At 46.5% G+C, this 23,232-nt stretch carries 29 protein-coding genes and 2 pseudogenes; 12 read left to right on the plus strand and 19 right to left on the minus strand.

Features of this window, described 5'->3' with window-relative positions:
* Positions 1–45: 45 nt before the first annotated feature.
* Genes FD971_RS01345 through trmB form a run of 3 tightly spaced genes read left to right on the plus strand, consistent with a single transcriptional unit; the run spans position 46 to position 2,198 of the window.
* Positions 46–894, plus strand: coding sequence for an undecaprenyl-diphosphate phosphatase (locus FD971_RS01345; RefSeq protein WP_215334315.1), 849 nt, complete (start codon positions 46–48; stop codon positions 892–894).
* A gap of 24 nt (positions 895–918) precedes the next feature.
* Positions 919–1,377 (plus strand): DUF2721 domain-containing protein, encoded by a 459-nt coding sequence (locus FD971_RS01350; RefSeq protein WP_215334316.1) that lies wholly within the window; start codon positions 919–921, stop codon positions 1,375–1,377.
* The gene (gene trmB / locus FD971_RS01355; RefSeq protein WP_215334317.1) at positions 1,353–2,198 is read left to right on the plus strand and encodes a tRNA (guanosine(46)-N7)-methyltransferase TrmB; all 846 of its coding nucleotides are present in this window, start codon (positions 1,353–1,355) and stop codon (positions 2,196–2,198) included. Before FD971_RS01350 ends, trmB begins: the two co-directional genes overlap by 25 nt.
* Positions 2,199–2,260: 62 nt before the next feature.
* On the opposite strand, the gene FD971_RS01360 is transcribed toward trmB, so the two are convergent.
* The 4 genes from FD971_RS01360 to ribBA all read right to left on the minus strand — a co-directional run bounded on the left by FD971_RS01360 (position 2,261) and on the right by ribBA (position 6,068).
* Positions 2,261–3,739, minus strand: coding sequence for an NAD-dependent succinate-semialdehyde dehydrogenase (locus tag FD971_RS01360; RefSeq protein WP_215334318.1), 1,479 nt, complete (start codon positions 3,737–3,739; stop codon positions 2,261–2,263).
* A 137-nt stretch (positions 3,740–3,876) separates the two neighbouring features.
* On the minus strand, positions 3,877–4,386 hold the full coding sequence (nusB, locus tag FD971_RS01365) for a transcription antitermination factor NusB (protein ID WP_215334319.1): 510 nt from the start codon (positions 4,384–4,386) through the stop codon (positions 3,877–3,879).
* An 8-nt stretch (positions 4,387–4,394) separates the two neighbouring features.
* Positions 4,395–4,913, minus strand: a complete 519-nt coding sequence (ribH, locus tag FD971_RS01370) for a 6,7-dimethyl-8-ribityllumazine synthase (protein WP_215334320.1) — start codon at positions 4,911–4,913, stop codon at positions 4,395–4,397.
* A gap of 15 nt (positions 4,914–4,928) precedes the next feature.
* Complete coding sequence (gene ribBA / locus FD971_RS01375) at positions 4,929–6,068, minus strand: bifunctional 3,4-dihydroxy-2-butanone-4-phosphate synthase/GTP cyclohydrolase II (RefSeq protein ID WP_215334321.1); 1,140 nt, start codon at positions 6,066–6,068, stop codon at positions 4,929–4,931.
* 411 nt (positions 6,069–6,479) lie between these two features.
* On the opposite strand from ribBA, the gene FD971_RS01380 reads away from it, so the two are divergent.
* From FD971_RS01380 to FD971_RS01400, 6 genes and pseudogenes are all read left to right on the plus strand, one after another.
* Positions 6,480–7,106 carry a hypothetical protein gene (locus FD971_RS01380; RefSeq protein WP_251368650.1) on the plus strand — a complete coding sequence of 209 codons (627 nt, stop codon included), beginning with the start codon at positions 6,480–6,482 and terminating at the stop codon, positions 7,104–7,106.
* Positions 7,048–7,443, plus strand: a complete 396-nt coding sequence (locus FD971_RS01385) for a hypothetical protein (RefSeq protein ID WP_215334322.1) — start codon at positions 7,048–7,050, stop codon at positions 7,441–7,443. The genes FD971_RS01380 and FD971_RS01385 overlap by 59 nt, the downstream gene beginning before the upstream one ends.
* Positions 7,436–7,510: pseudogene (locus FD971_RS09965) on the plus strand (prepilin-type N-terminal cleavage/methylation domain-containing protein); the annotation flags it as partial. The gene FD971_RS01385 and the pseudogene FD971_RS09965, both read left to right, overlap by 8 nt.
* 114 nt (positions 7,511–7,624) lie before the next feature.
* Positions 7,625–7,984: pseudogene (locus tag FD971_RS01390) on the plus strand (hypothetical protein); the annotation flags it as partial.
* A 47-nt stretch (positions 7,985–8,031) separates the two neighbouring features.
* A complete protein-coding gene (gene ribD, locus FD971_RS01395; RefSeq protein ID WP_215334323.1) occupies positions 8,032–9,147 on the plus strand; it encodes a bifunctional diaminohydroxyphosphoribosylaminopyrimidine deaminase/5-amino-6-(5-phosphoribosylamino)uracil reductase RibD in 1,116 nt (371 codons plus the stop codon).
* A gap of 54 nt (positions 9,148–9,201) precedes the next feature.
* Positions 9,202–9,819, plus strand: coding sequence for a riboflavin synthase (locus tag FD971_RS01400; protein ID WP_215334324.1), 618 nt, complete (start codon positions 9,202–9,204; stop codon positions 9,817–9,819).
* Here the strand turns inward: FD971_RS01400 and FD971_RS01405 are convergent, their stop codons facing one another.
* From FD971_RS01405 to tolQ, 9 genes are all read right to left on the minus strand, one after another.
* The gene (locus tag FD971_RS01405; RefSeq protein WP_215334325.1) at positions 9,820–10,110 is read right to left on the minus strand and encodes a type II toxin-antitoxin system RelE/ParE family toxin; all 291 of its coding nucleotides are present in this window, start codon (positions 10,108–10,110) and stop codon (positions 9,820–9,822) included.
* The gene (locus FD971_RS01410; protein WP_215334326.1) at positions 10,097–10,351 is read right to left on the minus strand and encodes a type II toxin-antitoxin system prevent-host-death family antitoxin; all 255 of its coding nucleotides are present in this window, start codon (positions 10,349–10,351) and stop codon (positions 10,097–10,099) included. The genes FD971_RS01405 and FD971_RS01410 overlap by 14 nt, the downstream gene beginning before the upstream one ends.
* Before the next feature lie 88 nt (positions 10,352–10,439).
* A complete protein-coding gene (queC, locus tag FD971_RS01415) occupies positions 10,440–11,180 on the minus strand; it encodes a 7-cyano-7-deazaguanine synthase QueC (RefSeq protein WP_215334327.1) in 741 nt (246 codons plus the stop codon).
* A gap of 30 nt (positions 11,181–11,210) precedes the next feature.
* Complete coding sequence (gene ybgF, locus FD971_RS01420) at positions 11,211–11,942, minus strand: tol-pal system protein YbgF (RefSeq protein WP_215334329.1); 732 nt, start codon at positions 11,940–11,942, stop codon at positions 11,211–11,213.
* Entirely contained in the window at positions 11,942–12,439 is a 498-nt protein-coding gene (gene pal / locus FD971_RS01425) for a peptidoglycan-associated lipoprotein Pal (protein ID WP_215334331.1), read from the minus strand. The genes ybgF and pal overlap by 1 nt, the downstream gene beginning before the upstream one ends.
* A 119-nt stretch (positions 12,440–12,558) precedes the next feature.
* Positions 12,559–13,866: a Tol-Pal system beta propeller repeat protein TolB gene (gene tolB / locus FD971_RS01430; RefSeq protein WP_251368652.1), complete on the minus strand. Its 1,308-nt coding sequence runs from the start codon at positions 13,864–13,866 to the stop codon at positions 12,559–12,561.
* 3 nt (positions 13,867–13,869) lie between these two features.
* Complete coding sequence (locus FD971_RS01435) at positions 13,870–14,727, minus strand: cell envelope integrity protein TolA (protein ID WP_215334333.1); 858 nt, start codon at positions 14,725–14,727, stop codon at positions 13,870–13,872.
* Between the two features lie 19 nt (positions 14,728–14,746).
* Positions 14,747–15,166, minus strand: coding sequence for an ExbD/TolR family protein (locus tag FD971_RS01440; RefSeq protein ID WP_215334334.1), 420 nt, complete (start codon positions 15,164–15,166; stop codon positions 14,747–14,749).
* A gap of 2 nt (positions 15,167–15,168) precedes the next feature.
* On the minus strand, positions 15,169–15,825 hold the full coding sequence (gene tolQ / locus FD971_RS01445) for a protein TolQ (protein ID WP_215334336.1): 657 nt from the start codon (positions 15,823–15,825) through the stop codon (positions 15,169–15,171).
* Positions 15,826–15,901: 76 nt separating this feature from the next.
* On the opposite strand from tolQ, the gene glyA reads away from it, so the two are divergent.
* Together glyA and nrdR are read left to right on the plus strand one after the other, a co-directional pair.
* Positions 15,902–17,146: a serine hydroxymethyltransferase gene (gene glyA / locus FD971_RS01450; RefSeq protein WP_215334337.1), complete on the plus strand. Its 1,245-nt coding sequence runs from the start codon at positions 15,902–15,904 to the stop codon at positions 17,144–17,146.
* A gap of 41 nt (positions 17,147–17,187) precedes the next feature.
* Complete coding sequence (gene nrdR, locus FD971_RS01455; protein ID WP_046329561.1) at positions 17,188–17,634, plus strand: transcriptional regulator NrdR; 447 nt, start codon at positions 17,188–17,190, stop codon at positions 17,632–17,634.
* A 98-nt stretch (positions 17,635–17,732) separates the two neighbouring features.
* On the opposite strand, the gene adk is transcribed toward nrdR, so the two are convergent.
* The 6 genes from adk to FD971_RS01485 all read right to left on the minus strand — a co-directional run bounded on the left by adk (position 17,733) and on the right by FD971_RS01485 (position 21,688).
* Entirely contained in the window at positions 17,733–18,398 is a 666-nt protein-coding gene (gene adk, locus FD971_RS01460; protein ID WP_215334338.1) for an adenylate kinase, read from the minus strand.
* Positions 18,399–18,502: 104 nt separating this feature from the next.
* Positions 18,503–19,258, minus strand: a complete 756-nt coding sequence (gene kdsB, locus FD971_RS01465) for a 3-deoxy-manno-octulosonate cytidylyltransferase (protein WP_215334339.1) — start codon at positions 19,256–19,258, stop codon at positions 18,503–18,505.
* Positions 19,259–19,283: 25 nt separating this feature from the next.
* Positions 19,284–19,463: a Trm112 family protein gene (locus tag FD971_RS01470; protein WP_215334340.1), complete on the minus strand. Its 180-nt coding sequence runs from the start codon at positions 19,461–19,463 to the stop codon at positions 19,284–19,286.
* Between the two features lie 19 nt (positions 19,464–19,482).
* Entirely contained in the window at positions 19,483–20,502 is a 1,020-nt protein-coding gene (gene lpxK / locus FD971_RS01475) for a tetraacyldisaccharide 4'-kinase (RefSeq protein ID WP_251368653.1), read from the minus strand.
* Between the two features lie 116 nt (positions 20,503–20,618).
* Positions 20,619–21,065 (minus strand): biopolymer transporter ExbD, encoded by a 447-nt coding sequence (locus FD971_RS01480; protein WP_215334343.1) that lies wholly within the window; start codon positions 21,063–21,065, stop codon positions 20,619–20,621.
* Complete coding sequence (locus FD971_RS01485) at positions 21,062–21,688, minus strand: MotA/TolQ/ExbB proton channel family protein (RefSeq protein WP_215334345.1); 627 nt, start codon at positions 21,686–21,688, stop codon at positions 21,062–21,064. The genes FD971_RS01480 and FD971_RS01485 overlap by 4 nt, the downstream gene beginning before the upstream one ends.
* Before the next feature lie 314 nt (positions 21,689–22,002).
* On the opposite strand from FD971_RS01485, the gene xseA reads away from it, so the two are divergent.
* Positions 22,003–23,232, plus strand: coding sequence for an exodeoxyribonuclease VII large subunit (xseA, locus tag FD971_RS01490; protein WP_215334346.1), 1,230 nt, complete (start codon positions 22,003–22,005; stop codon positions 23,230–23,232).

Consider the following 23,232-nt stretch of genomic DNA (forward strand, 5'->3'; position numbering starts at 1 on the left):
TGCCAAATCCCAGTGTCTACATCATCTATCTATAAAATTGCATCCATGGATCTAATTTTGCTGGCTAAAGCGGTAGTACTGGGTGTAGTGGAGGGCTTAACTGAGTTTTTGCCAATCTCCAGTACCGGGCATTTGATTTTGGTTGGCGACTTACTCAACTTCAACGATGAGCGCGGGAAGGCATTTGAGGTCATTATTCAGTTTGGCGCCATTCTGGCGGTCTGCTGGGAGTTTCGTGAAAAGCTCTGGAAGGTTGTCTCCACTGCTCGCACGAGCGCTATCTCACGACGATTTATCTTCAACCTATTGATCGCCTCTATTCCGGCAATGGGTTTGGCTTTCATATTTGGTAAGCATATTAAAGCCGTCCTATTTGCCCCCATTCCAGTGGCTAGCGCTTTCATCGTAGGCGCCTTGATTATTTTTTGGGCGGAACGCCGTCAAGCTAAATTCATTGACTCAGGCAAATCCTATATTCAGTCCGTGGATGATCTAACCCCTTTCGATGCTTTAAAGGTGGGTTTGGCTCAGTGTGCCGCTTTAATCCCGGGAACTTCTCGCTCAGGCGCGACCATTATTGGGGGTATGTTGTTTGGCCTGCCTCGAGCTGTAGCTACTGAGTTTTCTTTCTTCTTGGCCATTCCAGTAATCGGCGGGGCAACTGCATATGAATTAATCAAACTTTGGAAGAATCCAGTTGCTCTTTCTGGTGACTTTGTTTGGGCGATTGTGATTGGCTTTATCGCCGCTTTTATTTCCGCATTCATTTGCGTGCGCTGGTTAATTCATTATGTTGCAGGACATAACTTCATTCCATTTGCATGGTACCGCATCATCTTTGGAATTCTGGTCTTGGCAAGCTCATATAGTGGGCTGGTAGCCTGGTCTCATTAAGTAATAAAACTAATTGGAATCGATATGGATGTATCAATAGACGCGATCACAAATAATATTCAGCTGGCATTAGCCCCAGTATTTTTATTAACTGCAGTTGCCACCTTAATTAATGCAATCTCTGCTCGCTTAGCTCGATCAGTAGATCGTATGCGCGCAATTCAGCATCGCATTCAGGAGGGTGGCATTCAGGATCCAGACATGCTTGCTCATATGATGAAAGAGGCTAATGAGGCAAAGGTCCGAGGCCGTCTTTGTACGGCTGCGATTTTCTTTGATGTATTAAGCGGCGTCTTTATCTCCTTAACCGTCCTTGAGTTATTTTTCTTCCAGGCGGGTGCAGTACGGTCATTACAGGCAACCTATGTCATCTGGACATTTGTACTCGGATTAATGTCGTTCATGACCTCTCTTTCCATCGTCCTGGGCGAGGTGGTCTATGCCTATCGCTCGGCCGGATGGAATACGCCTTTTCCAAAGTAATTCTTCATAAAGATAAGTATTTCGTGAATATCCCAAGAACCGATCGCATTCGATCCTTTGTTTTGAGAGCAGGCAGAACGACTGCTGGTCAGCAGCGTGCTATTGAAGAATTGGGTCCCCAGTTCCTGGTGCCGTTTCAAGAGGCTGTATTGGATCTTCCCCAGGCCTTCAATGGCTCATCGCGCCCCAAGATATTGGAGATTGGTTTTGGGATGGGTGAGACCACTGCCAAAATTGCTGCCTTGCGTAATGAAGATGATTTCTTGGCAATTGAAGTGCACCCTCCAGGGGTAGGTGCTTTACTGAAATTGATTGGCGAGAACAATCTCACCAATTTGCGTTTGATTCGTCATGATGCTGTTGAGGTTTTGGAGAAAATGATTGCTCCTAACTCCTTAGATGGCATCCATATTTATTTTGCGGATCCATGGCATAAGAAGCGTCATCATAAACGGCGCTTGATTCAGGCGGAGTTCGTGAAATTGTTGATTTCTCGCTTAAAGCCTGGAGCGTATTTACACCTTGCAACCGATTGGCATAACTATGCTGAGCAAATGCTTTTAGTCTTAAATGCTCAATCAGATTTGACAAATACCTCTATTGAGCACATGAGTATTGAAACTTTTTCAGCTACTGATATTGCTAGTGAGAGTGAGCTTGCTAAAGAGTCCTTTAAAGAATTCAAGCCCACTCTTAAGCAACTTGAGGCTAAGCATCTTGGGTATGTTGAGAGACCTGCTTATAGACCAATCACTAAGTTTGAAACCCGCGGCATTAAGCTAGGGCATGGTGTTTGGGACTTGGTCTACAAGAAAAAATAAAGTAGTGGTGATGTCAAAAAATATAGCCGCTATAAGCGGCTATATTTATTTTCGGAGCTGACTTACAGTCCTAGGCAAACATATTTGAGCTCTAGGTATTCATCCATGCCGTAGACGCTGCCTTCACGGCCTAAGCCCGATTGCTTCACTCCCCCAAATGGCCCCACCTCATTGGAGATGATTCCAGAGTTGACGCCCACAATGCCGTACTCAAGCGCTTCAGCGGCTTTCCAGATGCGGCCAATGTCACGGCTATAAAAATAGGAAGCCAATCCAAATTGACTGTTATTGGCTAGTCTGATTGCTTCCTCATCACTTTCAAACGGCATGATCGGAGCGACTGGTCCAAAGGTCTCTTCATAGGTAATGAGCATGTCATTAGTTACATTAGACAGTATGGTGGGCTCATAAAATGTCCCGCCTAAAGGAGAGGGCTTACCGCCAGCAATGAGTTTTGCACCCTTGCTAATGGCATCAGCCACATGCCTCTCTACCTTCTCTAAGGCGGCTTGTTCAATCAGCGGACCTTGTGTACTCCCAGCTTCCATACCGTTACCTACTTTGATGACTTGAATGGCTTTCGCAAACTTTTCGACAAATTCATCCTGTACTTTTTTATGGACATAGAAGCGGTTCGCGCAAACGCAGGTTTGGCCGGAGTTACGATATTTAGATGCCATTGCGCCTGAAACAGCTGCATCAATATCGGCGTCTTCAAAAACAATAAAGGGAGCATGACCGCCGAGCTCAAGACCTAATTTCTTGACCGTGGGAGCGCATTGCGCCATTAAGATTCGTCCAACTTCGGTTGAGCCTGTGAACGATAGGTGGCGAACGGTAGGCGATGCACAGAGTGTTTTACCAATTGCAATTGACTCATTGGCATCTGCGGTCAGAATATTAATGACGCCTGCCGGGACGCCAGCGCGCTGAGCTAGCTCTGCTAGCGCTAATGCACTCAGTGGTGTGAGTTCAGCGGGCTTGATCACAATGGTGCAACCTGCTGCCATTGCAGGTGCAATTTTGCGCGTAATCATTGCGATTGGGAAATTCCAAGGCGTAATAGCAACGCACACCCCAATTGGCTGCTTCATGACGATCATGCGCTTATCGCTCCAAGTCGTACTTGGAATAGATCCAGCAACCCGCTTAGCTTCTTCAGCAAACCACTCTACAAAAGAAGCGCCATAAGCTACTTCACCAGCTGCCTCAGTCAGGGGTTTGCCTTGCTCTAAGGTCATGAGGGTGGCTAGATCCTGGGTGTTCTGAATAATCAGATCAAACCATTTGCGCATCACCTGAGCGCGCTCTTTTCCAGTTTTACATTTCCAGCTTGGAAAGGCTTGTTCTGCAGCTTCAATTGCTCGCTCAGCATCTATCGGTTCAAGATTGCTGACATCTGCAATGAGCTCACCAGTGGCCGGGTTATGAACTGCGAAAGTTTTTCCTGAATTTGTTTTGAACCACGCACCATCAATAAAAGCCTCTTCTTTAAATAGGCTTGGATCTTTGAGTAATTTGCGGATATCCGTTTTTTGCATAATGGCGTCTCTTTGGTAGAAAGTTATTTTTATTTTATCCCTGAGTGTAGTTTGGATTGCCACCCAAAGCTATGGACAAAATAAACCCCCTGGACCTCTTGGAAGCGCAGGGGGTGGAGTCTCTAGGATCTCTGAGTCTAGCTTGATTGCACCTCAGTGCTACGTAACTGTTGGGCTAGGAGATCTAATACACCATTGACGTATTTATGACCATCAGTGCCACCAAATGTTTTGGCTAATTCCACAGCTTCATTAATAGCCACTTTGTACGGAACTGCCAAATCAATAGCCAATTCGTATGTGCCAATCAGGAGGGCGGCATGCTCTACAGGGGATAGTTCATTAATGGGGCGATCGAGTGCTGGGGTAATGAGACCCTCTAGTTCATCGGTGCGCTCTAGCACGCCAGAAAAAATACCTTGGAACAAATCATGCTGGCAACGGCGAAAGCCGGGATCTTCTGCCAACTGCTTAGCGATTGCTGCAGCATTCGGAAGGCTACCTGCGCGACGCAAGACTAGGCTTTGATAAACGCCTTGTAAAGCATATTCACGGGCACGACGACGAGGTGTGAGTGAGCGCTTAGGTGCGCTGGGTGCACTTGGTGTACCAGATGCTACCTGTGGGCTAGGAACGTTTTTATTCATCTTGGAAATTACTCTTCCGAAGGATTGATTTCAAAATCAATGTCTGGAGTAAGGGCTAAAGCCAAGTTAGCCATTTCAACAACAGCTCTTGCGCAGTCCGCACCTTTTACCCGAACGCGAACCTGAGCTTGCTCGTCTGTCTCGCAGGTGAGAACACCATTGGCGATCGGCAATCCAGATTCAAGGCAAACGCGGGTAATGCCAGCACCAGATTCATTCGATACGAGTTCAAAGTGATAAGTCTCGCCACGGATGATTGCGCCTAGGGCAACCAAGCCATCAAACTCACCCGTCTCAGCGAGTTTTTGAAGTGCGAATGGGATTTCAAGTGCGCCTGGTACGGTTACTAGTTTGATATCGCTTTGGGAGACACCCAGCCTTATTAGCTCTTCAATGCAAGCGGTAGTCAGCGCAACACAATGGTCTTCATTAAAGCGTGCCTGCACAATACCGACGCGTAGATCTTGTCCATTGAGGTCGGTGTCGAGTACGCCTACTGCAGATTCGTCATTAGATGTATTCATCATGTTTTCTGGAATTGCTTATTTTTTAGATTCAAATGGGGTGTAGCCGGTTACTTCAAGCTTGTATCCGGAAAGACTAGGTACTGGACTAGGATTGGCGAGTAAACGCATTTTGCCAACGCCGATATCTTTGAGGATTTGTGCGCCGATGCCATAGCTGCGGAAATCAGTTTTGCGAGCTAATGGCTTTTTAGCTGCCTCAGTATGAGTGCCATTCAATTTATGAAATTGGGCTAACCAATCCACATCATTAGGGGCTGCAATACCGGAAGCGTTCAATAAAACCGCCACACCAGAAGGTGCAGCAGCTAATTTCTGTAAAGCTTTAGCCAACGGCCAAGAGTGCGTGCTGACATTCGAGTCCAAGAAATCCAAGACGGTGACTGGCTCATGAACACGCACTAGAGTCTCTTCAGTTTCTGATGGCTTGCCATGCACTAGCGCTAAATGCATACACGAGCTTGGCGTATCGCGGTAGATGATTCCCTGAAACTTACCCCAAGGAGTATCAAACTCACGCTCGCCTTCGCGCACCACAATGCTTTCATGTTGACTACGATATTTAATGAGATCGGCAATGCTGCCAATTTTTAATTGATGTTCTTTTGCAAACTCGAGCAAGTCTGGCAGTCGCGCCATACTGCCATCATCTTTCATGATCTCGCAAATGACGGCAGTGGGTGAGCAACCAGCCATCGCAGCTAAATCGCATCCAGCCTCTGTATGACCAGAACGGATCAACACACCGCCAGGTTGTGCCATCAAAGGAAAGATGTGGCCTGGCTGAACTAAATCATTTGGTTTTGCGTTTGCAGCAACTGCCGTCTTGATCGTGTGAGCACGATCTGCTGCTGAGATACCAGTGGTAACGCCGCTGGCTGCCTCAATCGAAACGGTGAAGTTGGTACCCATGGAGGTGCCGTTATCTCTCACCATTAAGGGGAGGTTGATTTGTTGGCAGCGCTCACGCGTCAAAGTAAGGCAAATCAAGCCACGACCATGCTTGGCCATGAAATTCACCGCCTCTGGAGTGACGTGATCGGCAGCAAGCACTAAGTCACCTTCATTCTCGCGATCTTCTTCATCGACCAGAATGACCATCTTGCCGGCTTTGAGCTGAGCAACGATTTCTTCTGTGGAGGCGAGGTTATTTTGCATAGCCCTCTATTTTAAGCTGAGGAGGGGGTTTCGGGCTTTAGCCTGGCATGCCGTGGTCAATATTGGAGCAATATCCAGTTTTTCTGACAGTGAGCGCCCATGAAAGGCCTATTTTTGCCTCTCAAGTCTCGAGAAAATGCCCTGTGCGCTCTCGAATTCAAAACCCCCCAAGCCTTCATGATTCGAATCAAGCGGCTAATGGATTCATCTTATTGGAGGTTCTGGTGGCAATGACCCTATTTGCAAGCAGTTGGGTAGGTTTGAGCAATACCTTTCAAGGGATGATTTTGCGCTTAGGTCAACTCCAAGGAAAAAGGGTAGAGCTCAGAAAAGAAATGGATCGGCACGAACTCGCCATGTTGACCGCTGCTCAACTAAACAACCCAAATAAAATTTCACGAAAGTTGGTTGATGAATCTATTGGAGTGTCTCGTCGGTCTCGCCCTGTCCCTAGTCTTAGTCGCACCACTCATCAAAAATAGTGGCCAGTTCATCGCTAAGCAAATTGAGTATGAAAAATCACAGTCTATGACTGCAGAAGCAGATCGTGCGCTGGAATTAATCGGGCGCGCTATTCGGATGGCTGGTTATCAGAATGCGCATTCAGCGATTTCATCTGCAAGAAAAAATTCTTCCTCGAATAATTACATTCAGATTCAGAAAAATAGCGGATACCGAGGATCAGATTCGCTGATGGTGAAACATGGGATATCTTCAGGGGTGGACTTTGATTGCATTGGCAATATTTTGTCAAAAGAGCGCACTAAAAATAATTTAGCGCAGCAAGGATTTTTGGTAGATCGACAAGCATCCACACCAAAAGGTGCCAAGATCAATGGCGGGTCGTTAATCTGCCAATCGCTTGATCGCCAGGGACGTATCCAAAACACAACCTTGATGAATGGCATTCACCATCTTTCCTTTGAGGCACTTCCAGCTAGTGCTGGTAGGGCTTTTAAGGTAATGCTGGAGATGACTGATGGCACGTCCATTCACCAGAAGTTTGAGCGAACATTTACTGCCCGTAATCTGCTGTGAGTCTATTGTGATTATTGCTTGGGTCATATCGCTGCTGACGCTACTCTCAATGCTGGTCATTCAGTTGGAGCGCTTAGCTGCAATTGAAGTCATGAGTGTTAATACTTATGCCCAATCCCAGAAAGAATTTATTGTTGCCGAACAATCTCTAACTGAATGTGAGCAACATCTTTCTAATATCACCGTCCTAGCAAGCACTACTTGCGATGTACAGTCTGCTGGAAAAAATCTTTGGTTGATATCAAGCAAATCAAAACCGAGCTTGGAGATCCTCATATTTTTGGATGAAAAAAACAACATCACTACACGATTAAATTGGCGGCAGAAATTTGAGTAAGCAAGATCAAGGATATAGCTTGTTAGAGTTGATGGCTGTTGTATCGATCATTGCCATTATTGCAGTATCGACATTACCTTTATTGCATGAGCAAATGGCCGCACGAGAAATCGACATCATTGCCAGACGTTTTATTGCGCATGCTCAATTTGCAAGAGCTCAAGCATTTGTATTGGCTACGCCCGTACGCATCACTCCATTGAATGGTGGTCTTTGGGAGGAGGGTTGGGTGGTTAAAAATGTTTGTGATGAACGTCAGCCAAAATCAACGTGTGCTGAACGGCAGTGGATTTCCCAAGGCGATCTTGCGCGGGTGTATTTCAAGGGCGGAGGTAAGCAGTTTATTGACCCTCATACCTCCAAGCGGGGTATTTTGTTTAATCTTGCTGGCGCTGCAAAGACAGCCCATGGCGGGTTTGTTGCCAATCGCCTGATCCTAGGTCACGACCGAGATTCTGGGCTCGAGCGGCACCTCATCTTAGGCAGCGGGGGTCGCTGGAGAATTTGCGATCCAATCAAGGACTCCAAAGCCTGCAAGTAGGGCGGGTAAAGTTGCCGCTTCTGCCCACAATCGGTTTTAATAGACCCATGTACACCGCAGTCGACCATCAATTTATGAGCCAGGCCTTAGTCGAGGCTCAAAATGCCCTTTACCTTTCTAACCCCAACCCACGGGTGGGATGCATCATTGTGAAAGATGGAGAAGTGATTGGCCGCGGGCATACCCAAAGAGTGGGCGGACCCCATGCGGAAGTTCAGGCTTTAGCGGATGTGAAGTCAAAAGGACTGGACCCTGCCAGATCAACGGTGTACGTCACCTTAGAGCCTTGCAATCACACCGGTAGAACCCCGCCTTGTGTCGATGCTCTAATTGCAGCCAAGCCCGCCATGGTGATTGTGGCGATGTCAGATCCCAACCCTCTAGTTGGTGGCAAAGGCCTTGAGCGATTAAAGGCTGCGGGCATTGATGTTCGGTGTGGTTTATTGGAATCTGAAGCCCAAGCATTAAACCGAGGATTTATTTCTAGGATGGCTAGAGGCTTGCCTTGGGTTCGTATGAAGATCGCTGCCAGCTTAGATGGCAAGACGGCTTTACCTGATGGCCAAAGCCAATGGATTACCAGCCCCTTAGCCCGGGTAGATGGCCATCATTGGCGTGCACAGGCTTGCGCTATATTGACTGGTGTAGGCACAGTTAAAGAAGATGACCCAAGTCTCAATGTTCGTGATGTCAAAACTGAGCGCCAGCCCTGGAAAATTATTGTGGACTCCAAGCTCGAGACGCCTCTGAACGCGAAGGTGTTGAGTAACCCAAAAATAGCTGGTGTCATTTTGGTTTGCGCTTCATTAGATTCTCGAGGGAGTCAAGATAAGGCAAAAGCATTCGAGACTCTTGGCGTTGAAGTCATTTCGATGGCTAATGCCAATGGCAAGGTGGACTTACCAAAACTCTTTGCGTATTTAGCAAAAGAGCGCCACATGAGTGAAATCCATGTCGAAGCTGGATTTAAGCTCAATGGATCTCTATTGAGAGAAGATTGTGTTGATGAACTCTTACTCTATTACGCACCCTTCTTGATGGGTGAAAGTATTGGTATGGCAAACATCTCTCCATTGACAGCTTTGGATCAGCGTCACGATTGGCAAATCATCGATCAAAGTCTGTTTGGCCCTGATCTTCGTTTGCGCCTGAGCAAGAAGTAGAAAATAAGAAACAACGATTCAAGAAAATTAAAAATACCTATTAAAGATCTCGCTATGTTTACTGGAATTATTACTGCAGTTGGCCAAATCAAAAGTGCTCAAGCTAAAGGTGATGGCCTTCATCTGGTGGTTGAGGTGCCTGATGGATATCTTGATGATGTTGAATTGGGAGACAGCATTGCTATTCAGGGCGCATGCATGACTGCCACTGAATTTACTGAAAATACTTTTGCTTTGGACATCTCACGCGAGTCTTTAAACAAGACGGTTGGCTTAGATAAAGTTGGCTCAGTCAATTTAGAAAAAGCCTTGCGACTCAATGATCGCTTGGGCGGTCATTTGGTGAGTGGTCATGTGGATGGGGTTGGCAAGGTTGCGCACTTTGCAACTGTCGCTGACGATGCTTATGGTTCTTGGCTTCTGCAAATCGAAGCCCCCAAGGCATTAGCGCCATTCTTGGCATACAAGGGATCGATTGTTGTTAATGGTGTTTCATTGACGGTTAATAAAACGCAAGACAGTAAAGATGCTTGCTTGGTAGATATCAACATCATTCCCCACACTCTTGAGAATACGACCCTAGGCAAGTTAAAGCAGGGAGATGCGGTGAATTTAGAGGTAGATTTAATTGCGCGTTATGTTGCGCGGATGCTGGAAACTCAACCTAGGTAACTATTTTCTTTTGCTGGCTGCTTTGTAAACGGCTGACTGATTTCTCTTGCCAACTGCAATAATAAGAACGACAAGTTTATGGTCAATTACTTCATAAACTAATCTATAGCCAAGTGCTGCAAGTTTTATCTTATAGAAATTATCCAGGTCACCATGTAACTTGGCGGAAGCAATTCTAGGATTTTGAATTCGTTTCTCTAGCTGTTTTTTGAACTGGCTACGAACTGAGTTATCTAATTTTTGCCACTCTTTTAAAGCAAGTACATTGAACTCAAGACTATAGGTCTTCAAGTTTTACTTTCACAGTTTTTCCGCTATTGCGTGCCTTAATAATTTTGATGAGTGAGAGATCATCTACTAAGTCTAGAAGTGCTTCATATGCTTTTGCCGACAGTAAATAGGCCTCTGGTTTGTTGTGATTCAGTACAGCTACAGGTAGGTCGCCAGCAATCTCTAAAATTTTGCTCGGATTACGCCTAAGGTCAGTCATGCTGACTGTGGTTTTGGCATGAATAGTTTGCGTGATTGTCATAATAAAATACCCATAATTTAGTGCATTATTATGTGTTTTTTACAAAAAGTCAAACCCCTAGCTAAATAGGGGATCACCCAGATTTAGCTTAAGCTCTGCGGTAGCGCGTTGGGTCGCTTAAATTGGCTTGCTTGAAGCCTGCTTGTCTCAAGCGGCAAGATTCACACTCACCACAAGCCTCACCTAAATCATTTGCCTGATAGCAAGAAACAGTTTGCGAGTAGTCGATACCTAAAGTAGTCCCAAGTCGAATGATTTCCGCTTTGCTCATGCTGATGATGGGCGCATGTACCCGAAAGCGATTCTCATTATTGAGTGCTTCTACACCAGCTTTTGTAGCGAGGCTCGCCATCGTCTCAAATGAAGCGACATACTCAGGGCGGCAGTCAGGATAGCCTGAGTAGTCAACGGCATTAGCGCCATAAAAAATATCTAATCCGCCCAATGACTCAGCCCACCCTAAAGCAAGCGATAGCAAAATCGTATTGCGAGCAGGAACATAGGTAACGGGGATTTCTAAATCTTTACCTGGGGTAATCGGAATGTCGATGGATGAGTCAGTCAGAGCTGAGCCACCAAAGCGCGTAAGATCTAAATTTACAACCTCGTGACGCACAACCCTCATTTTTTTAGCAATGTGTTTTGCTGCTGCCAGCTCAGAGGAGTGGCGTTGGCCGTATCCAACTGACAACACATAAGGTGCGTAACCAAGATCTTTTGCTAGGGCCAAAATTGTGCTTGAATCTAAGCCGCCAGAGAACAAAATCACTGCAGGCGCATTTGGTTTGCGTGGTGCGATGTTCTGAAAGGCAGCGGACAGCGATGACATGTCGAAACGTTTCTTTACTAGACTATTGAATTACTTTGTTGCAGCAATCAGTTGCTGCGCGTCTTTTGCTGCTTCAGTATCTGGATACTTGCTGATGATCTCGCTAAAGGTTTTCTTGGCAGCCGCTTTATTGCCGCTTTCCAATTGCGCATTTCCAAGCGTCAACATAGCCGATGGAATACGTGGGTGATTTGGGTAGCGCTTAATCAGGCTCTGCAGTTGGGTAATCGCGCCAGCATAGTCTTTGTTAGCGTATTTGCTGTTACCACTCCAAAAGAGCGCCAGAGGTGCATAAGGGCTAGTGGAGTACTTTTTAGCAAAGACAGAGAAGTCGCTATCTGCTTTTTTAAGGTTACCTGCCTGAAAGGTCTTCAATGCATCGTCGTAGGCTTTTTTCTCACCAGGTTGGACTGTGCCACTCACGCCTTCAATAGTTGCGGTGCGTGGCTCAAAATTACCTAAGCGGGTATCAAGATCTTGATAATAGGTTTTTTGACTGGTGCCAATATCTTGACCTTGTTTCTCAAGCTCCTCTACCTTGCCTCGTAGCTCGGCATTATCTGTTTTAAGTTTATCGATTTGTCCTTGTAACTCAAGCTGCGTGGTTGCCAAGGACTTGCGTAAGTCTAGTATTGCTTTTCGTGCGTCGTCATCTGCAAAGAGTGCCCAAGCATTGCCGGATAACCCCAGGAAAATGGTGGCGGCACTTAAACAAAACGCTCGTGAGAGCGTTTGTTTAAAAGAGTGTGAAAGGCTAGACATTAGTTTGTAGTATAAACAATGTCAGCACGGCGATTTTCTGCCCAAGCTGCTTCGCTATCACCTTCAGCTTTTGGCTTCTCTTTGCCAAAGCTCACCGCTTCCATTTGGTTTTCAGAAACACCCATCAAATTGAGTGACTTACGCACTGCGTCTGAACGACGTTGACCCAAGGCTAAGTTGTACTCTGCAGTACCGCGCTCATCGGTATTGCCTTGAATGATGATTTTCTGATTAGGATTGGCTTTTAAGAAGCTGGCGTGCGCAGACAATTGTTTTTGGTATTTGGTCTGAACGGTGTATTCATTCAAATCAAAGTAAACACTGCGTTGGAAAAGTGGGCTGCTTGGATCATTCCATGGTTGTGAGCCAAAATTACCGCTACCACCATTGGCGCCATCAACATCATCCAATTTGACGCTTGAACAAGCTGCCAAAAATAAGGCTGTCACACCAACAAGGGTGAGGGTTGCGGCGCGGCGTGCGATAGAAATCTTCATGATCTGTCCTTTTTCCTACAAACTGAGTAACTAAATAAGCTAATAGCCAATATTATGCCCCTAAGAGCCCAATATTGGCTATTTAGCCGGAAAGATCTGGATTGGGTTTGACTGAGGTCTTAGTCCATAAAAGGACCCCAGGAAGGCTGACGAACATCAGAACCCGGAATACTTAATACCTGCTTAGAGTTTCCATCTACTGATACGGCTGCTAAAACCCGTTTGCCACCCACTTTCGTGGAATACAAGACATAACGACCATTTGCAGCAAATGATGGGGACTCATCACTGGTGCCATCAGTCAGCGCTTGGGAGTCGCCCGTTGCCAGATTGAGGATATACAGGCGGAATGCCCCACCAATATTGGCGATATAGGCCAGATACTTACCGTCTGGAGAAATACGCGGTGAAGTCACAAAGCCTTGCTTGTAAGTAATACGCTTTGCGCCTTCAAGCTGTTCGCCTTCGGCGCTCATGCGGTAAATCTGAGGATTGCCACCACGATCACTCGTGAAATAGATCGTGCGACCATCGGCTGAGTATTGAGGTTCAGTATCAATGGTGTAGCCGCGAGTAAGGCGGTGCAAGCCGGTCCCATCAGCATTGATGCTGTAGATCTGGGTATTGCCATCCTTTGAAAGGGAGATTGCTAGCTTCTTACCGTCTGGTGACCAAGCTGGAGCACTATTGTTCCCTTTTTGATTAGAAAGCGGGATGCGACGACCAGTTGCTAGTTCGTGAACATAAATAACTGGTTTGCGATCTTCAAAAGAAACGTAAGCTACTTTTTTGCCATCAGGGGACCATGATGGAGAGATGATTGGCTCACCACTATTCATGGCATTACGAATATTTTGACCATCCGCATCAGAGATCACTAGACGATAGCGCTTACCTTCTTTAATGACATAGGAGAGGCGAGTTGAGAAGATACCACGCTCGCCTAATAGCTTGAGGATGATGTCATCAGCAATTTTGTGGGCTGCAGCACGCAAATTATCTGCACTGGAATTAATATTCAAGCCGCCAAGACTTTCGGATTTACGAATATCAAAAAGTTTGTAACGAATCTCAAACTGACCCGCGCTAGTCTGCACTACGGAGCCAACAGCTAAAGCATCTGCACCGCGAGCTGCCCAAGATTTGTAATTTGGTGTGCCCTCATCACTCTCGCTAGCATTGCCGTTCTCAGTATTTTTAAAATAACCACTGCGCGCCAAATCTTGACGAACGATGTCAGTCACACTCGTCGGCAGCTTGCCCTCATCCTTAAAGCGCATCACAGCAATAGGGTAGAGGGACTGTCCCACACCAGTGATTTGAATATTCATTTGTGCTAGAGCTGAAGAGCTCATGCCAGTCATGGACAGCATCACCATGAATACTGATGCCATCAATGAAAAATACTTTTTAGCTACTTGCAACATGCTCTAGTCCTTGGGTTTAAAGGTCAGCTTAACTTCTCTTTGAGGAATTTTTCCATTGTCGTCTTTCGGCAGACTTTCTGCGCGAGTCAGTGCGAGCAGAACTGCGCGATCCCAACCGGCATTACCGCTAGAGGTGACAAGCTCTGTACTTAAAATTGCACCATCGGGCGCGAGATTAACTTTAACGACTGCTGCAGGATTTCCGCTAATCGATTCTGGGTTAAATACGATGAGTGGTTTTACTTTTCTAACCACTTTATCCGTCCAGCCAGGAGGTGCATTGCCGCCACCGCCAACACCGCTACCGCTGTTACCACCACTACCGCCTTCAGCACCAGCGGCCGCACGTAAGCGTGCCAACTGGTCTGCACGAACTTTCTCAGCAGCAGCATTGGCTTTTGTTTCAGTAGGCGGTTTAGCTTCTACTTTTTTAGGCGCTTCCTTTTCCTTTGGTGGCGGAGGTGCAGGTACTGGCTTGGGAGCTTCCTTTTTCGGTAACTCTTTTACTTTTTCCTTGGGTGGTGGAGGGGGTGGCTGTATAGCTTTGGGAACTTCTTTTGGGATCTCTTTTTTAGGAGGTTCTTTTTCAACAGGCTTTTTCTTGATGGCGATATCTGCCGCCTCTTCCTTCATTTCTGTTTTGACTTCAGGTGCAACAGGTGTTTCAACTTGTTGACTCGCATCCCAGAGCTCCACTTCTACACCAGAGGGAGTGGAGTTATTCCAGTTGATGCCGATGACTAAGAATGCAAGTAAACCGAGGTGCGCAGCCAGTGAAAAACTAAAAGCACGTTTAGTGCTTTCGTTTTTAGTTGGGCGTCCTCGAGAAAAATTCGAGTGAAAAGTTTGAGCGCTATTCATGTATGCAATACAAAGAGGCTTATTGGCTCTTTACAGCAAGTCCAACACGTTTCACACCATTCTCTTTGAGCTTAGACATGACTTCCATTACCACTTCATATTTAATGGATTTGTCTGCTGCAAGAACTACTGGTTGATCAGCAGACTTCTCTGCTTGCGAGCGCGCAAATGCGCCAAGCTCAAACTTATTTAAAGTTTGAACCGGATCGCCATCTTTGCGCACGATGACATTCTCATTGGCATCGATCGTTAAAAAGACGGGCGGCAGTGATTGCACTTTTGCTCCACCTACAGTTGGTAAATTGACGACGCCAGGATTAACCATTGGCGCAGTCACCATAAAGATGACGAGAAGCACCAACATCACATCAATGTAGGGCACTACATTGATGTCGGCCATTGCCCGACGCTTGGAAGATTTTCTGAGTGAGCCGGCCATGCTTATTTGCCTGAAGCTTGACGTTGCAAGATATTGGTGAATTCTTCGATGAAGGTTTCAAAACGAATTGCCAAGCGATCTACATCTGTAGCAGCACGGTTATAGGCAACTACCGCAGGGATAGCAGCAAATAAACCGATAGCTGTTGCGATCAGTGCTTCAGCAATACCAGGGGCTACTGCAGACAAGGTTGCGTTCTGGACATTAGCTAGGCCGCGGAAGGAGTGCATGATCCCCCAAACGGTGCCAAAGAGGCCGATATAAGGGGAGACTGAGCCTACCGAGGCTAAGAAGGGTAGATTGGCCTCCAGCATGTCCATTTCGCGCTGGTATGTGGCTTTCATGGCGCGGCGAGCGGCGTCAATCTCTCGCACTTTCATGAACTCCTGCATACCCGCCTCAAAGATGTGCTCTAAAACAGCGTCACTGCGGGTATTTCGTTGGGCGGCATTAAAAAGGGTATTGAGATCTCCGCCGGACCAAAAATCCCGCTCAAAACGCTCGGTATCTTGTCTTACACCCCGCAAAATGGCGGTTTTCTTAAAAATGATGGTCCAAGAGGCTACAGACATGCTCAGTAATAACAACATTACTAACTGTACTAATAGGCTGGCATTAAGGACTAGAGAGAGGAATGAGAGGTCTTGTGTAGTGGTCATGGTGGATTTTGTATGATGTAGGTTGATTTTACTAAGTTAATTCACTTAGTAAGCCAACTTCTTCAGGATTATTACTATGTTTGACCGCCAAAACACCTTAGCCAAAACCGACCCAGAATTGTGGGCAGCGATTCAGAATGAGAATAAGCGTCAGGAAGACCATATTGAGTTGATTGCATCTGAGAACTACACCTCACCAGCAGTGATGCAGGCGCAGGGCTCTCAGTTGACCAATAAGTACGCTGAAGGCTATCCAGGTAAGCGTTACTACGGTGGTTGTGAGTTTGTGGACGTCGCTGAGCAATTGGCGATTGATCGCGTGAAAGCTTTGTTTGGTGCTGAGGCAGCAAACGTTCAGCCCCATTGCGGCGCCTCTGCTAACCAGGCAGTGTTCTTGGCTTTCTTGAAGCCAGGCGACACATTCATGGGTATGAGCTTGGCTGAAGGCGGTCACCTGACACACGGCATGGCATTGAACATGAGCGGTAAGTGGTTTAACCCAATTGCTTATGGCTTAGATAAAAATGAAGAAATTGATTACGAGCAGATGGAGCGTTTGGCTCGTGAGCACAAACCAAAACTGATTATTGCTGGCGCCTCTGCGTATTCCAAAAAGATTGATTTTGAGCGCATCGGTAAATTAGCAAAAGAAGTGGGCGCGATTTTCATGGTGGACATGGCGCACTACGCAGGTCTAGTTGCTGCTGGCGTATATCCAAACCCAGTACCACACGCTGACATTGTTACTTCCACAACGCATAAGAGTTTGCGTGGTCCTCGTGGCGGCATCATCTTGATGAAGGCTGAGCACGAGAAAGCAATTAACTCCGCTGTATTCCCTGGTCTACAAGGTGGCCCTTTGATGCACGTGATTGCTGGTAAGGCTGCAGCGTTTAAAGAGGCGCAAGAGCCCGGCTTTATTGATTATCAAAAGCAAGTGGTTGCTAATGCCAAAGCTTTGGCTGAGACATTAATTTCTCGTGGGTTACGTATTGTTTCTGGTGGTACGGATTCTCATGTGATGTTGGTAGATTTGCGTGCTAAGAAAATGACCGGTAAAGAAGCTGAGCGTGTATTGGGTGAGGCGCACATTACTTGCAACAAGAATGGCATTCCAAACGATCCAGAAAAACCAATGGTGACGAGTGGTATTCGTTTGGGTTCACCGGCGATGACTACTCGCGGTTTCAAAGAAGCAGAAGCACGTCAAGTTGGTAATTTCATTGCAGACGTTTTGGATAACCCAAATGATGCTGACAATATTGCTAAGGTTCGTGCGCAAGTCGCAGAGTTGACCAAGCGTTTCCCGGTTTACGGCTAATATCAATAACCGACTAAACCAAAACGTAAAGAAGAACTACATTGCGCTGCCCTTTCTGCCATAACGACGATACCCAGGTTCTTGATACTCGGGTATCGGACGAGGGCGATACCATTCGCCGCCGCCGCCGTTGTGCGAAATGCGATAAGCGATTTACGACTTACGAGCGTGTAGAGCTAGTCTTGCCGGCGATCGTCAAGAAGAATGGTAGCCGTGTTGAATACAGTCACGAGAAGTTGGTCAGTTCAGTTAAGCTGGCATTGCGTAAGCGCCCAGTCTCTTCTGATTCAGTTGATGAATCTATTGCTCGTATTGAAGAGAAGCTACTCAGCCTAGGTGAAAAAGAAATTCCAAGTGAGCGCGTTGGTGAGTTGGTAATGCGCGAACTCAAGCGCTTAGATAAAGTTGCCTACATTCGCTTTGCCTCTGTTTACCGAAGCTTTGCGGATATTGAATCGTTTGAGAGTGCGCTGAAAGAATTGAAATAAGAAAATCTTAAATTCTCAACCAATTCAACAGATCAAAGAAATAAAAAAGGACTGCTAATGCAGTCCTTTTTTACATTCGCAAGTTGTGAATTTTTTGTTTACTTTAATTCCGCAAAGATTGAAGCAGTAATGTCATCAACGCTACCCGTGCCGCTTACTTTACGATAGGCGGGCGCCTTCACTTTGTCGGCAGGATTACTTTGAGTTGCCCAAGTAGAGTAGTACTCAACCAACGGACGGGTCTGATCGTCGTATACCTGCAAACGCTTGCGAACAGTTTCTTCTTTGTCGTCATCACGCTGAATTAAGTCTTCACCAGTAACATCATCTTTGCCTTCAACTTTTGGCGGATTGAAAGTAACGTGATAAGTACGACCTGAAGCTGGGTGAACGCGACGACCGCTCATGCGATCAATGATGGCATCAAACGGTACATCGATTTCGAGAACGTAATCGATTGGCACGCCAGCATCTTTCATGGCTTGCGCTTGAGGAATCGTTCTTGGGAAACCATCAAACAAATAACCCTTACTGCAGTCAGGTTGGGTTAAGCGATCTTTTACTAAGCCAATGATGATATCGTCAGAAACGAGTCCACCAGCATCCATAATTTTTTTAGCAGCAATGCCAAGTTCAGATCCAGCCTTAACAGCAGCGCGCAACATATCGCCTGTTGAGATTTGTGGAATAGCAAATTTTTCGCAAATGAACTGAGCTTGTGTTCCTTTGCCAGCACCTGGTGCACCGAGCAGAATCAACCGCATTGTTTTCCCCTTAGAAGACCCTCATTGTCCCGTATTTTTTCGGGATCCTTTGTAACCAATTCCTAGGATTATCCCCGAGAACGTCTTGGCAACCAGATTCTGGGCTAGCTGGCTAAGATGCGGCGGACCCGCTCGAGGTCTTCGGCGGTATCAACCCCAGCTGGTGGGGCTTCGCTGGCTGTGTGGACTGCAATGCGGTAGCCATTCCAGAGGGCGCGAAGCTGTTCTAGAGCCTCCGCTTGCTCAGGTGGCGCTGGCTCAAGACGGGTATAAGCCTGCAGAAAGTCTGCCCGGTAGGCATAGATGCCTAAATGGCGTAAATGGGTAACAGTCCAATCAGAGTCTGGATCCCGCACAAACGGAATAGTGGCTCTAGAGAAGTAGAGCGCCTCGGCAGAGCGATTAAGGACCACCTTAACAACATTGGGGTTCGTGATTTCGGCTTCATCCGTAATGGGTACGGCAACCGTTGAAATTGCGCACGCGGCGTTGTCGGCCAAAGTTTGGGCAACTTGATTGATCAACTCTGGCGGAATAAGAGGTTCATCGCCTTGCACATTGACAACCAAAGTATCGGCTGGAAGTTTTAACAGTTGGGCAACTTCTGCAATACGGTCTGTGCCAGTAGGGTGATCTGCGCTAGTTAATAAACACTCGATCCGATGCTCATCACACGCCGCTTGAATTTCTGGCGAATCAGTCGCAACCACAACGCTTTGGGCGTTTGATTGCTGCGCACGCTCCGCTACACGAATCACCATTGGCTTGCCGCCAATATCGGCTAGCGGTTTACGAGGAAGTCGAGTAGATCCTAGTCTTGCTGGAATCACCACTAAAAATTCGGGAGGCTTCACGCTCATGAACTGGATTTCACCTGATCAATACTTAATTGATTTCATCAGCAGAAAGACTGCGGGCTTCATCGACAATCATGACTGGAATATCATTTCGAATGGGGTAAGCCAAGCGATCCGCTTTGCAGATGAGCTCATGTTTTTCTGCATTCAAATGCAAAGTGCTTTTGCATAAAGGGCAGACCAAAATCTCTAATAATCTCTTATCCATATTTGCTCTTTGCTATTTCTTATAAAGTGTATTGATTGGGATCGGGTCTTTGCAAAATCGATTGCAACCATTCTGCCAATATATTTGAAATCTCTAAACTCATCGGAACTACCCAAATGCGTTCATCCTGTATTGAGGTGCATTTTACGGCATCCTTTTCCGTAATCAGGATGCACTCAGCATGGATGGCATAGAAAAATTCTGGTGTGTAGCTGGCGTGATCTGACAAACCAATGCATTTACCTGCAATCCCCTGCTTCAGCAAGTCATCAAAAAAGCGTTGTGGATTACCAATTGCAGCGACAGCGGTAATCTTATTTGGTAGATAGGTGTCTGCAATGGATGAGAAAGATCGTGTATTGCTTGGATTATTCAGTTGATAGGGTACGCCCAATTGACTAGCTAGTGTGAAAGCGCGTCGCCCTAAAAAGTATTCATCAATATGACTAGCGGTTGTAGGGTTTGTGGCAGTGATTAAGGTAGCATCTCGCTCCCGTAAGGCAGGTTCACGTAAGGGGCCAGCAGGCAGTAAGAAGCCATTCCCTTCGCCGCGTTGATCACGCACTACGAATTCAATATCACGACCTCCTTCGCGGGCAGGCCAACGTAGCAGGCTTCGATGCTGCAAGCCATCATCACTAATGATGACGTTCACTGAGGGATCGTGTTTCAGCAGAGACTGAATGCTGAGGGTTCGTTTGGGGTGAACCCAAATCGGAAACTGATTATCTGTGCGCTTGGCAATCAAGACAGGTTCATCGCCAACTTCTGAAGGGCTGGAATCACTTTTGACTTGGCGGGGTGCGCTTAATGTAGACGCGCCATAACCTCTACTAATAATTGCTGGCTTCCAACCCATGCGTGCGAGTTGCTCAGCCAAGGCAATGACGATGGGAGTTTTACCAGTCCCACCAACGCGGATATTGCCAACAATAATGATTGGGACCGGAGCTGGTTTACGTCTTCCCAGGTTCAGATCATTTAACAAATCTAAGCCTTGATTTATCCAGCCGTAAATCTTAGACAAAGGCCAAAGCATGAGGCTAGTTGGCCCACGCCTTTCCCAAAACCGGGGAGCCTTATTAAAGAAAGAAGATTTTTTTGACGATGACATTAAAGGCGATTTGTTTTGCTCAATACTTCTAGTGTGTTGGATTATTTCTTGGTAGTTTGACTGCTAAATACGATATTAGCTAGGTTGGTATCACGCGCTGCCTCTAGAGCGCTCATGACTGCCTGGTGGGGGGCTTTAGCATCCGCATCAATATTGACTTGGATGGCATTGTCTTTGTTAAGTGCATTGAGGCTATTGCTCAGCTGGCTACGGTCAGTCACCTTGCCGTTGATTGCAAAGCGCCCATCACGACTGACTGCAATATGAATTTGCTTCACCTCCGACTGACTTGCTGCGCCATTGGCAGTTGGCAGGGTGATAGCTAACTCTTGGTAGCGAGTAAATGTTGTGGAGATCATCAGAAAGATCAGCACTACTAACAGCACATCAATAAAGGGAATGAGGTTGATCTCAGGCTCTACCGAAGATCTGTGCATTCCTAATGAAAATTGACCTCGATGCTGAAGCTTATTTTCTAACCAACTCATTTTGTATCCGCAGAATGTGGATAGAGTTTTTTAAATAATTGACGAGTAAATTCTTCGCACTCATGTTGGCGTTGATTGGCCATTGCACGCAGACCCCGCCATGCTGCCAACGCAGGAATGGCAATTAGTAAACCAAAAGCTGTGTTGTACAGAGCAATAGAGATGCCATGCGCTAATTGTTGAGGGCTGCCGACACCTTGACTGCCAAAGATTTCAATCATGCCGACAACAGTGCCAAAGAGTCCCAAGAGGGGTGCAATGGTCGCAATGGTTGCCAAGACGCCAAGATAGCGCTCTAGCTTTAACCAAGTTGATTGAGCGCTGGCCTGTAATTCTTCTAAGGCGGAGTCTACAGAGCTGCCAGAAGCTTTTTCATGAAGGACGCAAGCAAAGAGGCTGCCTACAGGGGAAAGTTGGCTGAGAGCACTAATTTCAGGTTCTGAGACTGTTTTTTTCTGGGAAATGGCGTTGGCTAGGCCAAATACCGTTTCCAGGCTATCTTTTGGGAATATGTGAATTTGGCGCAAATACCAAGCGCGCTCAATGACAATAGCCAAACCGATAATGGAGATGAGAAGAAGGGGCCAGATAGGCCAACCAGCAGACAGTAAGATTGAATACATAAGCTCAGTACTTTAGCTGAATTAAAAATGGGTTTTCACAAAGGCATCCTGTGGATAACTCTGTGCAAAACTTTTCAGAAAATATGTTGTAAGTCCTTGATTGATGGTGATGACAGTCTATTTTGTAGGATTTAGTCTAAGATAGAGCTTAATAATTCATGATATAAATCAATGGGATACAGATTATCTGTTGGTTTTATGAGACGTTTTGGGTCAGTAATTACTTACTTTTGAGTATTCAACCTAGGGCGAATTGGCTTCTGTGGATATTTATTGGCCCCAAGACCTAATGCTGGTGTAGAAAAAGAGAAAAAATGTCGGAAATATCAAGGGAAATCCTCAGTGTTGGCGATCTAAACCGCGCCATTGCTAGCTCTTTGGAGGAGCGCTTCGATACCGTTTGGGTGAGCGGGGAGATTTCCAATTTCAAGGCATATGACAGTGGCCATTGGTATTTCTCCTTGAAGGATGAAGAGGGGCAGATTCGCTGCGTGATGTTCCGCGGCCGCAATGGACAAGTCGGATTTATGCCTCAATCTGGGGATTTGGTGGAAGTTGCCGCCAATCTCGGTTTTTATGTTCCGCGTGGGGACATTCAGTTGACGGTGCAAAGCATGCGCCGTGCTGGTATGGGTGGTCTATATGAAGCTTTTTTAAAGCTGAAGGCCAAACTCGCCAAAGAGGGCTTATTTGATGCTGAGAATAAGCGCCCCATTCCAAGTCATCCGAGAGTAATTGGTATTGTTACCTCACCGCAAGCGGCAGCTCTGAAAGATGTCTTAAGCACGCTTGCTAGAAGGGCGCCGCATATACCCATTGTGATTTACCCAACCCTGGTCCAAGGACCAGATGCCCCTGCTGGAATTATTTCTGCTCTGAAAGCTGCCGAAAAAGAAAATGCTGTTGATGTGATTTTGTTGGTGCGTGGTGGTGGTAGCATTGAAGACCTGTGGGCATTTAATGATGAACAACTGGCTTATGCAATTGCGCAGTCTCCTATTCCAATTGTGAGCGGCGTTGGGCATGAAACCGATGTCACTATCACTGACTTTGTTGCTGACTTGCGAGCACCAACTCCTACGGGCGCGGCAGAATTAGCGGCGCCACGACGCGATCAAATGTTGCAAGAGTTAGACGCCATCATGCAAGCATTGCTGCAAAGAGTAAGTCAGCGAGTAGAGCGCGAAGCACAAACATTGGATCAATTTGCCTTGCGTCTTAGTCATGCTCTACCCAATCCCGATCGCATGCGTGAGCAAATTAGCGGTTGGCAAAAAAGGCTTAACCAAGCATGGCTGGTTAGGGTTGAAAATTGGAAACGTGACCAAGGCCACTTCCAGTCTCAACTTGAAATGCTCAACCCACAAAGAACTTTAGAACGTGGCTATGCAGTGATTCTGAGTAATCAAGAAAACTCAAAGGATGGTCAGGCTATGCATGTTGTGCGCAATCCCAGTGAGTTGAATACATGGAATGCGTTTCAGGTGCGCTTGGCCGAAGGTCAAGTGGAGGTTGAGTTCGCTAAAGTTGAATTGCCGAAATAA

The sequence above is a fragment of the Polynucleobacter sp. AP-Ainpum-60-G11 genome (assembly GCF_018688375.1).
Taxonomy (GTDB): Bacteria; Pseudomonadota; Gammaproteobacteria; order Burkholderiales; family Burkholderiaceae; genus Polynucleobacter.

Excerpts from the sequence above, each read along its gene's own strand:
- FD971_RS01385 (WP_215334322.1), top strand. The coding sequence starts at position 7,048 with ATGGCACGTCCATTCACCAGAAGTTTGAGCGAACATTTACTGCCCGTA.
- FD971_RS01480 (WP_215334343.1), bottom strand. The coding sequence starts at position 21,065 with ATGAGTTGGTTAGAAAATAAGCTTCAGCATCGAGGTCAATTTTCATTA.
- glyA (WP_215334337.1), top strand. The coding sequence starts at position 15,902 with ATGTTTGACCGCCAAAACACCTTAGCCAAAACCGACCCAGAATTGTGG.
- FD971_RS01380 (WP_251368650.1), top strand. The coding sequence starts at position 6,480 with ATGAATCTATTGGAGTGTCTCGTCGGTCTCGCCCTGTCCCTAGTCTTA.
- FD971_RS01410 (WP_215334326.1), bottom strand. The coding sequence starts at position 10,351 with ATGACAATCACGCAAACTATTCATGCCAAAACCACAGTCAGCATGACT.
- pal (WP_215334331.1), bottom strand. The coding sequence starts at position 12,439 with ATGAAGATTTCTATCGCACGCCGCGCCGCAACCCTCACCCTTGTTGGT.
- tolB (WP_251368652.1), bottom strand. The coding sequence starts at position 13,866 with ATGTTGCAAGTAGCTAAAAAGTATTTTTCATTGATGGCATCAGTATTC.
- queC (WP_215334327.1), bottom strand. The coding sequence starts at position 11,180 with ATGTCATCGCTGTCCGCTGCCTTTCAGAACATCGCACCACGCAAACCA.
- FD971_RS01470 (WP_215334340.1), bottom strand. The coding sequence starts at position 19,463 with ATGGATAAGAGATTATTAGAGATTTTGGTCTGCCCTTTATGCAAAAGC.
- trmB (WP_215334317.1), top strand. The coding sequence starts at position 1,353 with ATGGAATACGCCTTTTCCAAAGTAATTCTTCATAAAGATAAGTATTTC.
- adk (WP_215334338.1), bottom strand. The coding sequence starts at position 18,398 with ATGCGGTTGATTCTGCTCGGTGCACCAGGTGCTGGCAAAGGAACACAA.
- FD971_RS01440 (WP_215334334.1), bottom strand. The coding sequence starts at position 15,166 with ATGGCCGGCTCACTCAGAAAATCTTCCAAGCGTCGGGCAATGGCCGAC.
- FD971_RS01345 (WP_215334315.1), top strand. The coding sequence starts at position 46 with ATGGATCTAATTTTGCTGGCTAAAGCGGTAGTACTGGGTGTAGTGGAG.
- FD971_RS01360 (WP_215334318.1), bottom strand. The coding sequence starts at position 3,739 with ATGCAAAAAACGGATATCCGCAAATTACTCAAAGATCCAAGCCTATTT.
- tolQ (WP_215334336.1), bottom strand. The coding sequence starts at position 15,825 with ATGACCACTACACAAGACCTCTCATTCCTCTCTCTAGTCCTTAATGCC.
- ribBA (WP_215334321.1), bottom strand. The coding sequence starts at position 6,068 with ATGCAAAATAACCTCGCCTCCACAGAAGAAATCGTTGCTCAGCTCAAA.
- FD971_RS01350 (WP_215334316.1), top strand. The coding sequence starts at position 919 with ATGGATGTATCAATAGACGCGATCACAAATAATATTCAGCTGGCATTA.
- nusB (WP_215334319.1), bottom strand. The coding sequence starts at position 4,386 with ATGAATAAAAACGTTCCTAGCCCACAGGTAGCATCTGGTACACCAAGT.
- ribD (WP_215334323.1), top strand. The coding sequence starts at position 8,032 with ATGTACACCGCAGTCGACCATCAATTTATGAGCCAGGCCTTAGTCGAG.
- ribH (WP_215334320.1), bottom strand. The coding sequence starts at position 4,913 with ATGATGAATACATCTAATGACGAATCTGCAGTAGGCGTACTCGACACC.
- FD971_RS01400 (WP_215334324.1), top strand. The coding sequence starts at position 9,202 with ATGTTTACTGGAATTATTACTGCAGTTGGCCAAATCAAAAGTGCTCAA.
- ybgF (WP_215334329.1), bottom strand. The coding sequence starts at position 11,942 with ATGTCTAGCCTTTCACACTCTTTTAAACAAACGCTCTCACGAGCGTTT.
- FD971_RS01435 (WP_215334333.1), bottom strand. The coding sequence starts at position 14,727 with ATGAATAGCGCTCAAACTTTTCACTCGAATTTTTCTCGAGGACGCCCA.
- lpxK (WP_251368653.1), bottom strand. The coding sequence starts at position 20,502 with ATGCTTTGGCCTTTGTCTAAGATTTACGGCTGGATAAATCAAGGCTTA.
- xseA (WP_215334346.1), top strand. The coding sequence starts at position 22,003 with ATGTCGGAAATATCAAGGGAAATCCTCAGTGTTGGCGATCTAAACCGC.
- FD971_RS01485 (WP_215334345.1), bottom strand. The coding sequence starts at position 21,688 with ATGTATTCAATCTTACTGTCTGCTGGTTGGCCTATCTGGCCCCTTCTT.
- kdsB (WP_215334339.1), bottom strand. The coding sequence starts at position 19,258 with ATGAGCGTGAAGCCTCCCGAATTTTTAGTGGTGATTCCAGCAAGACTA.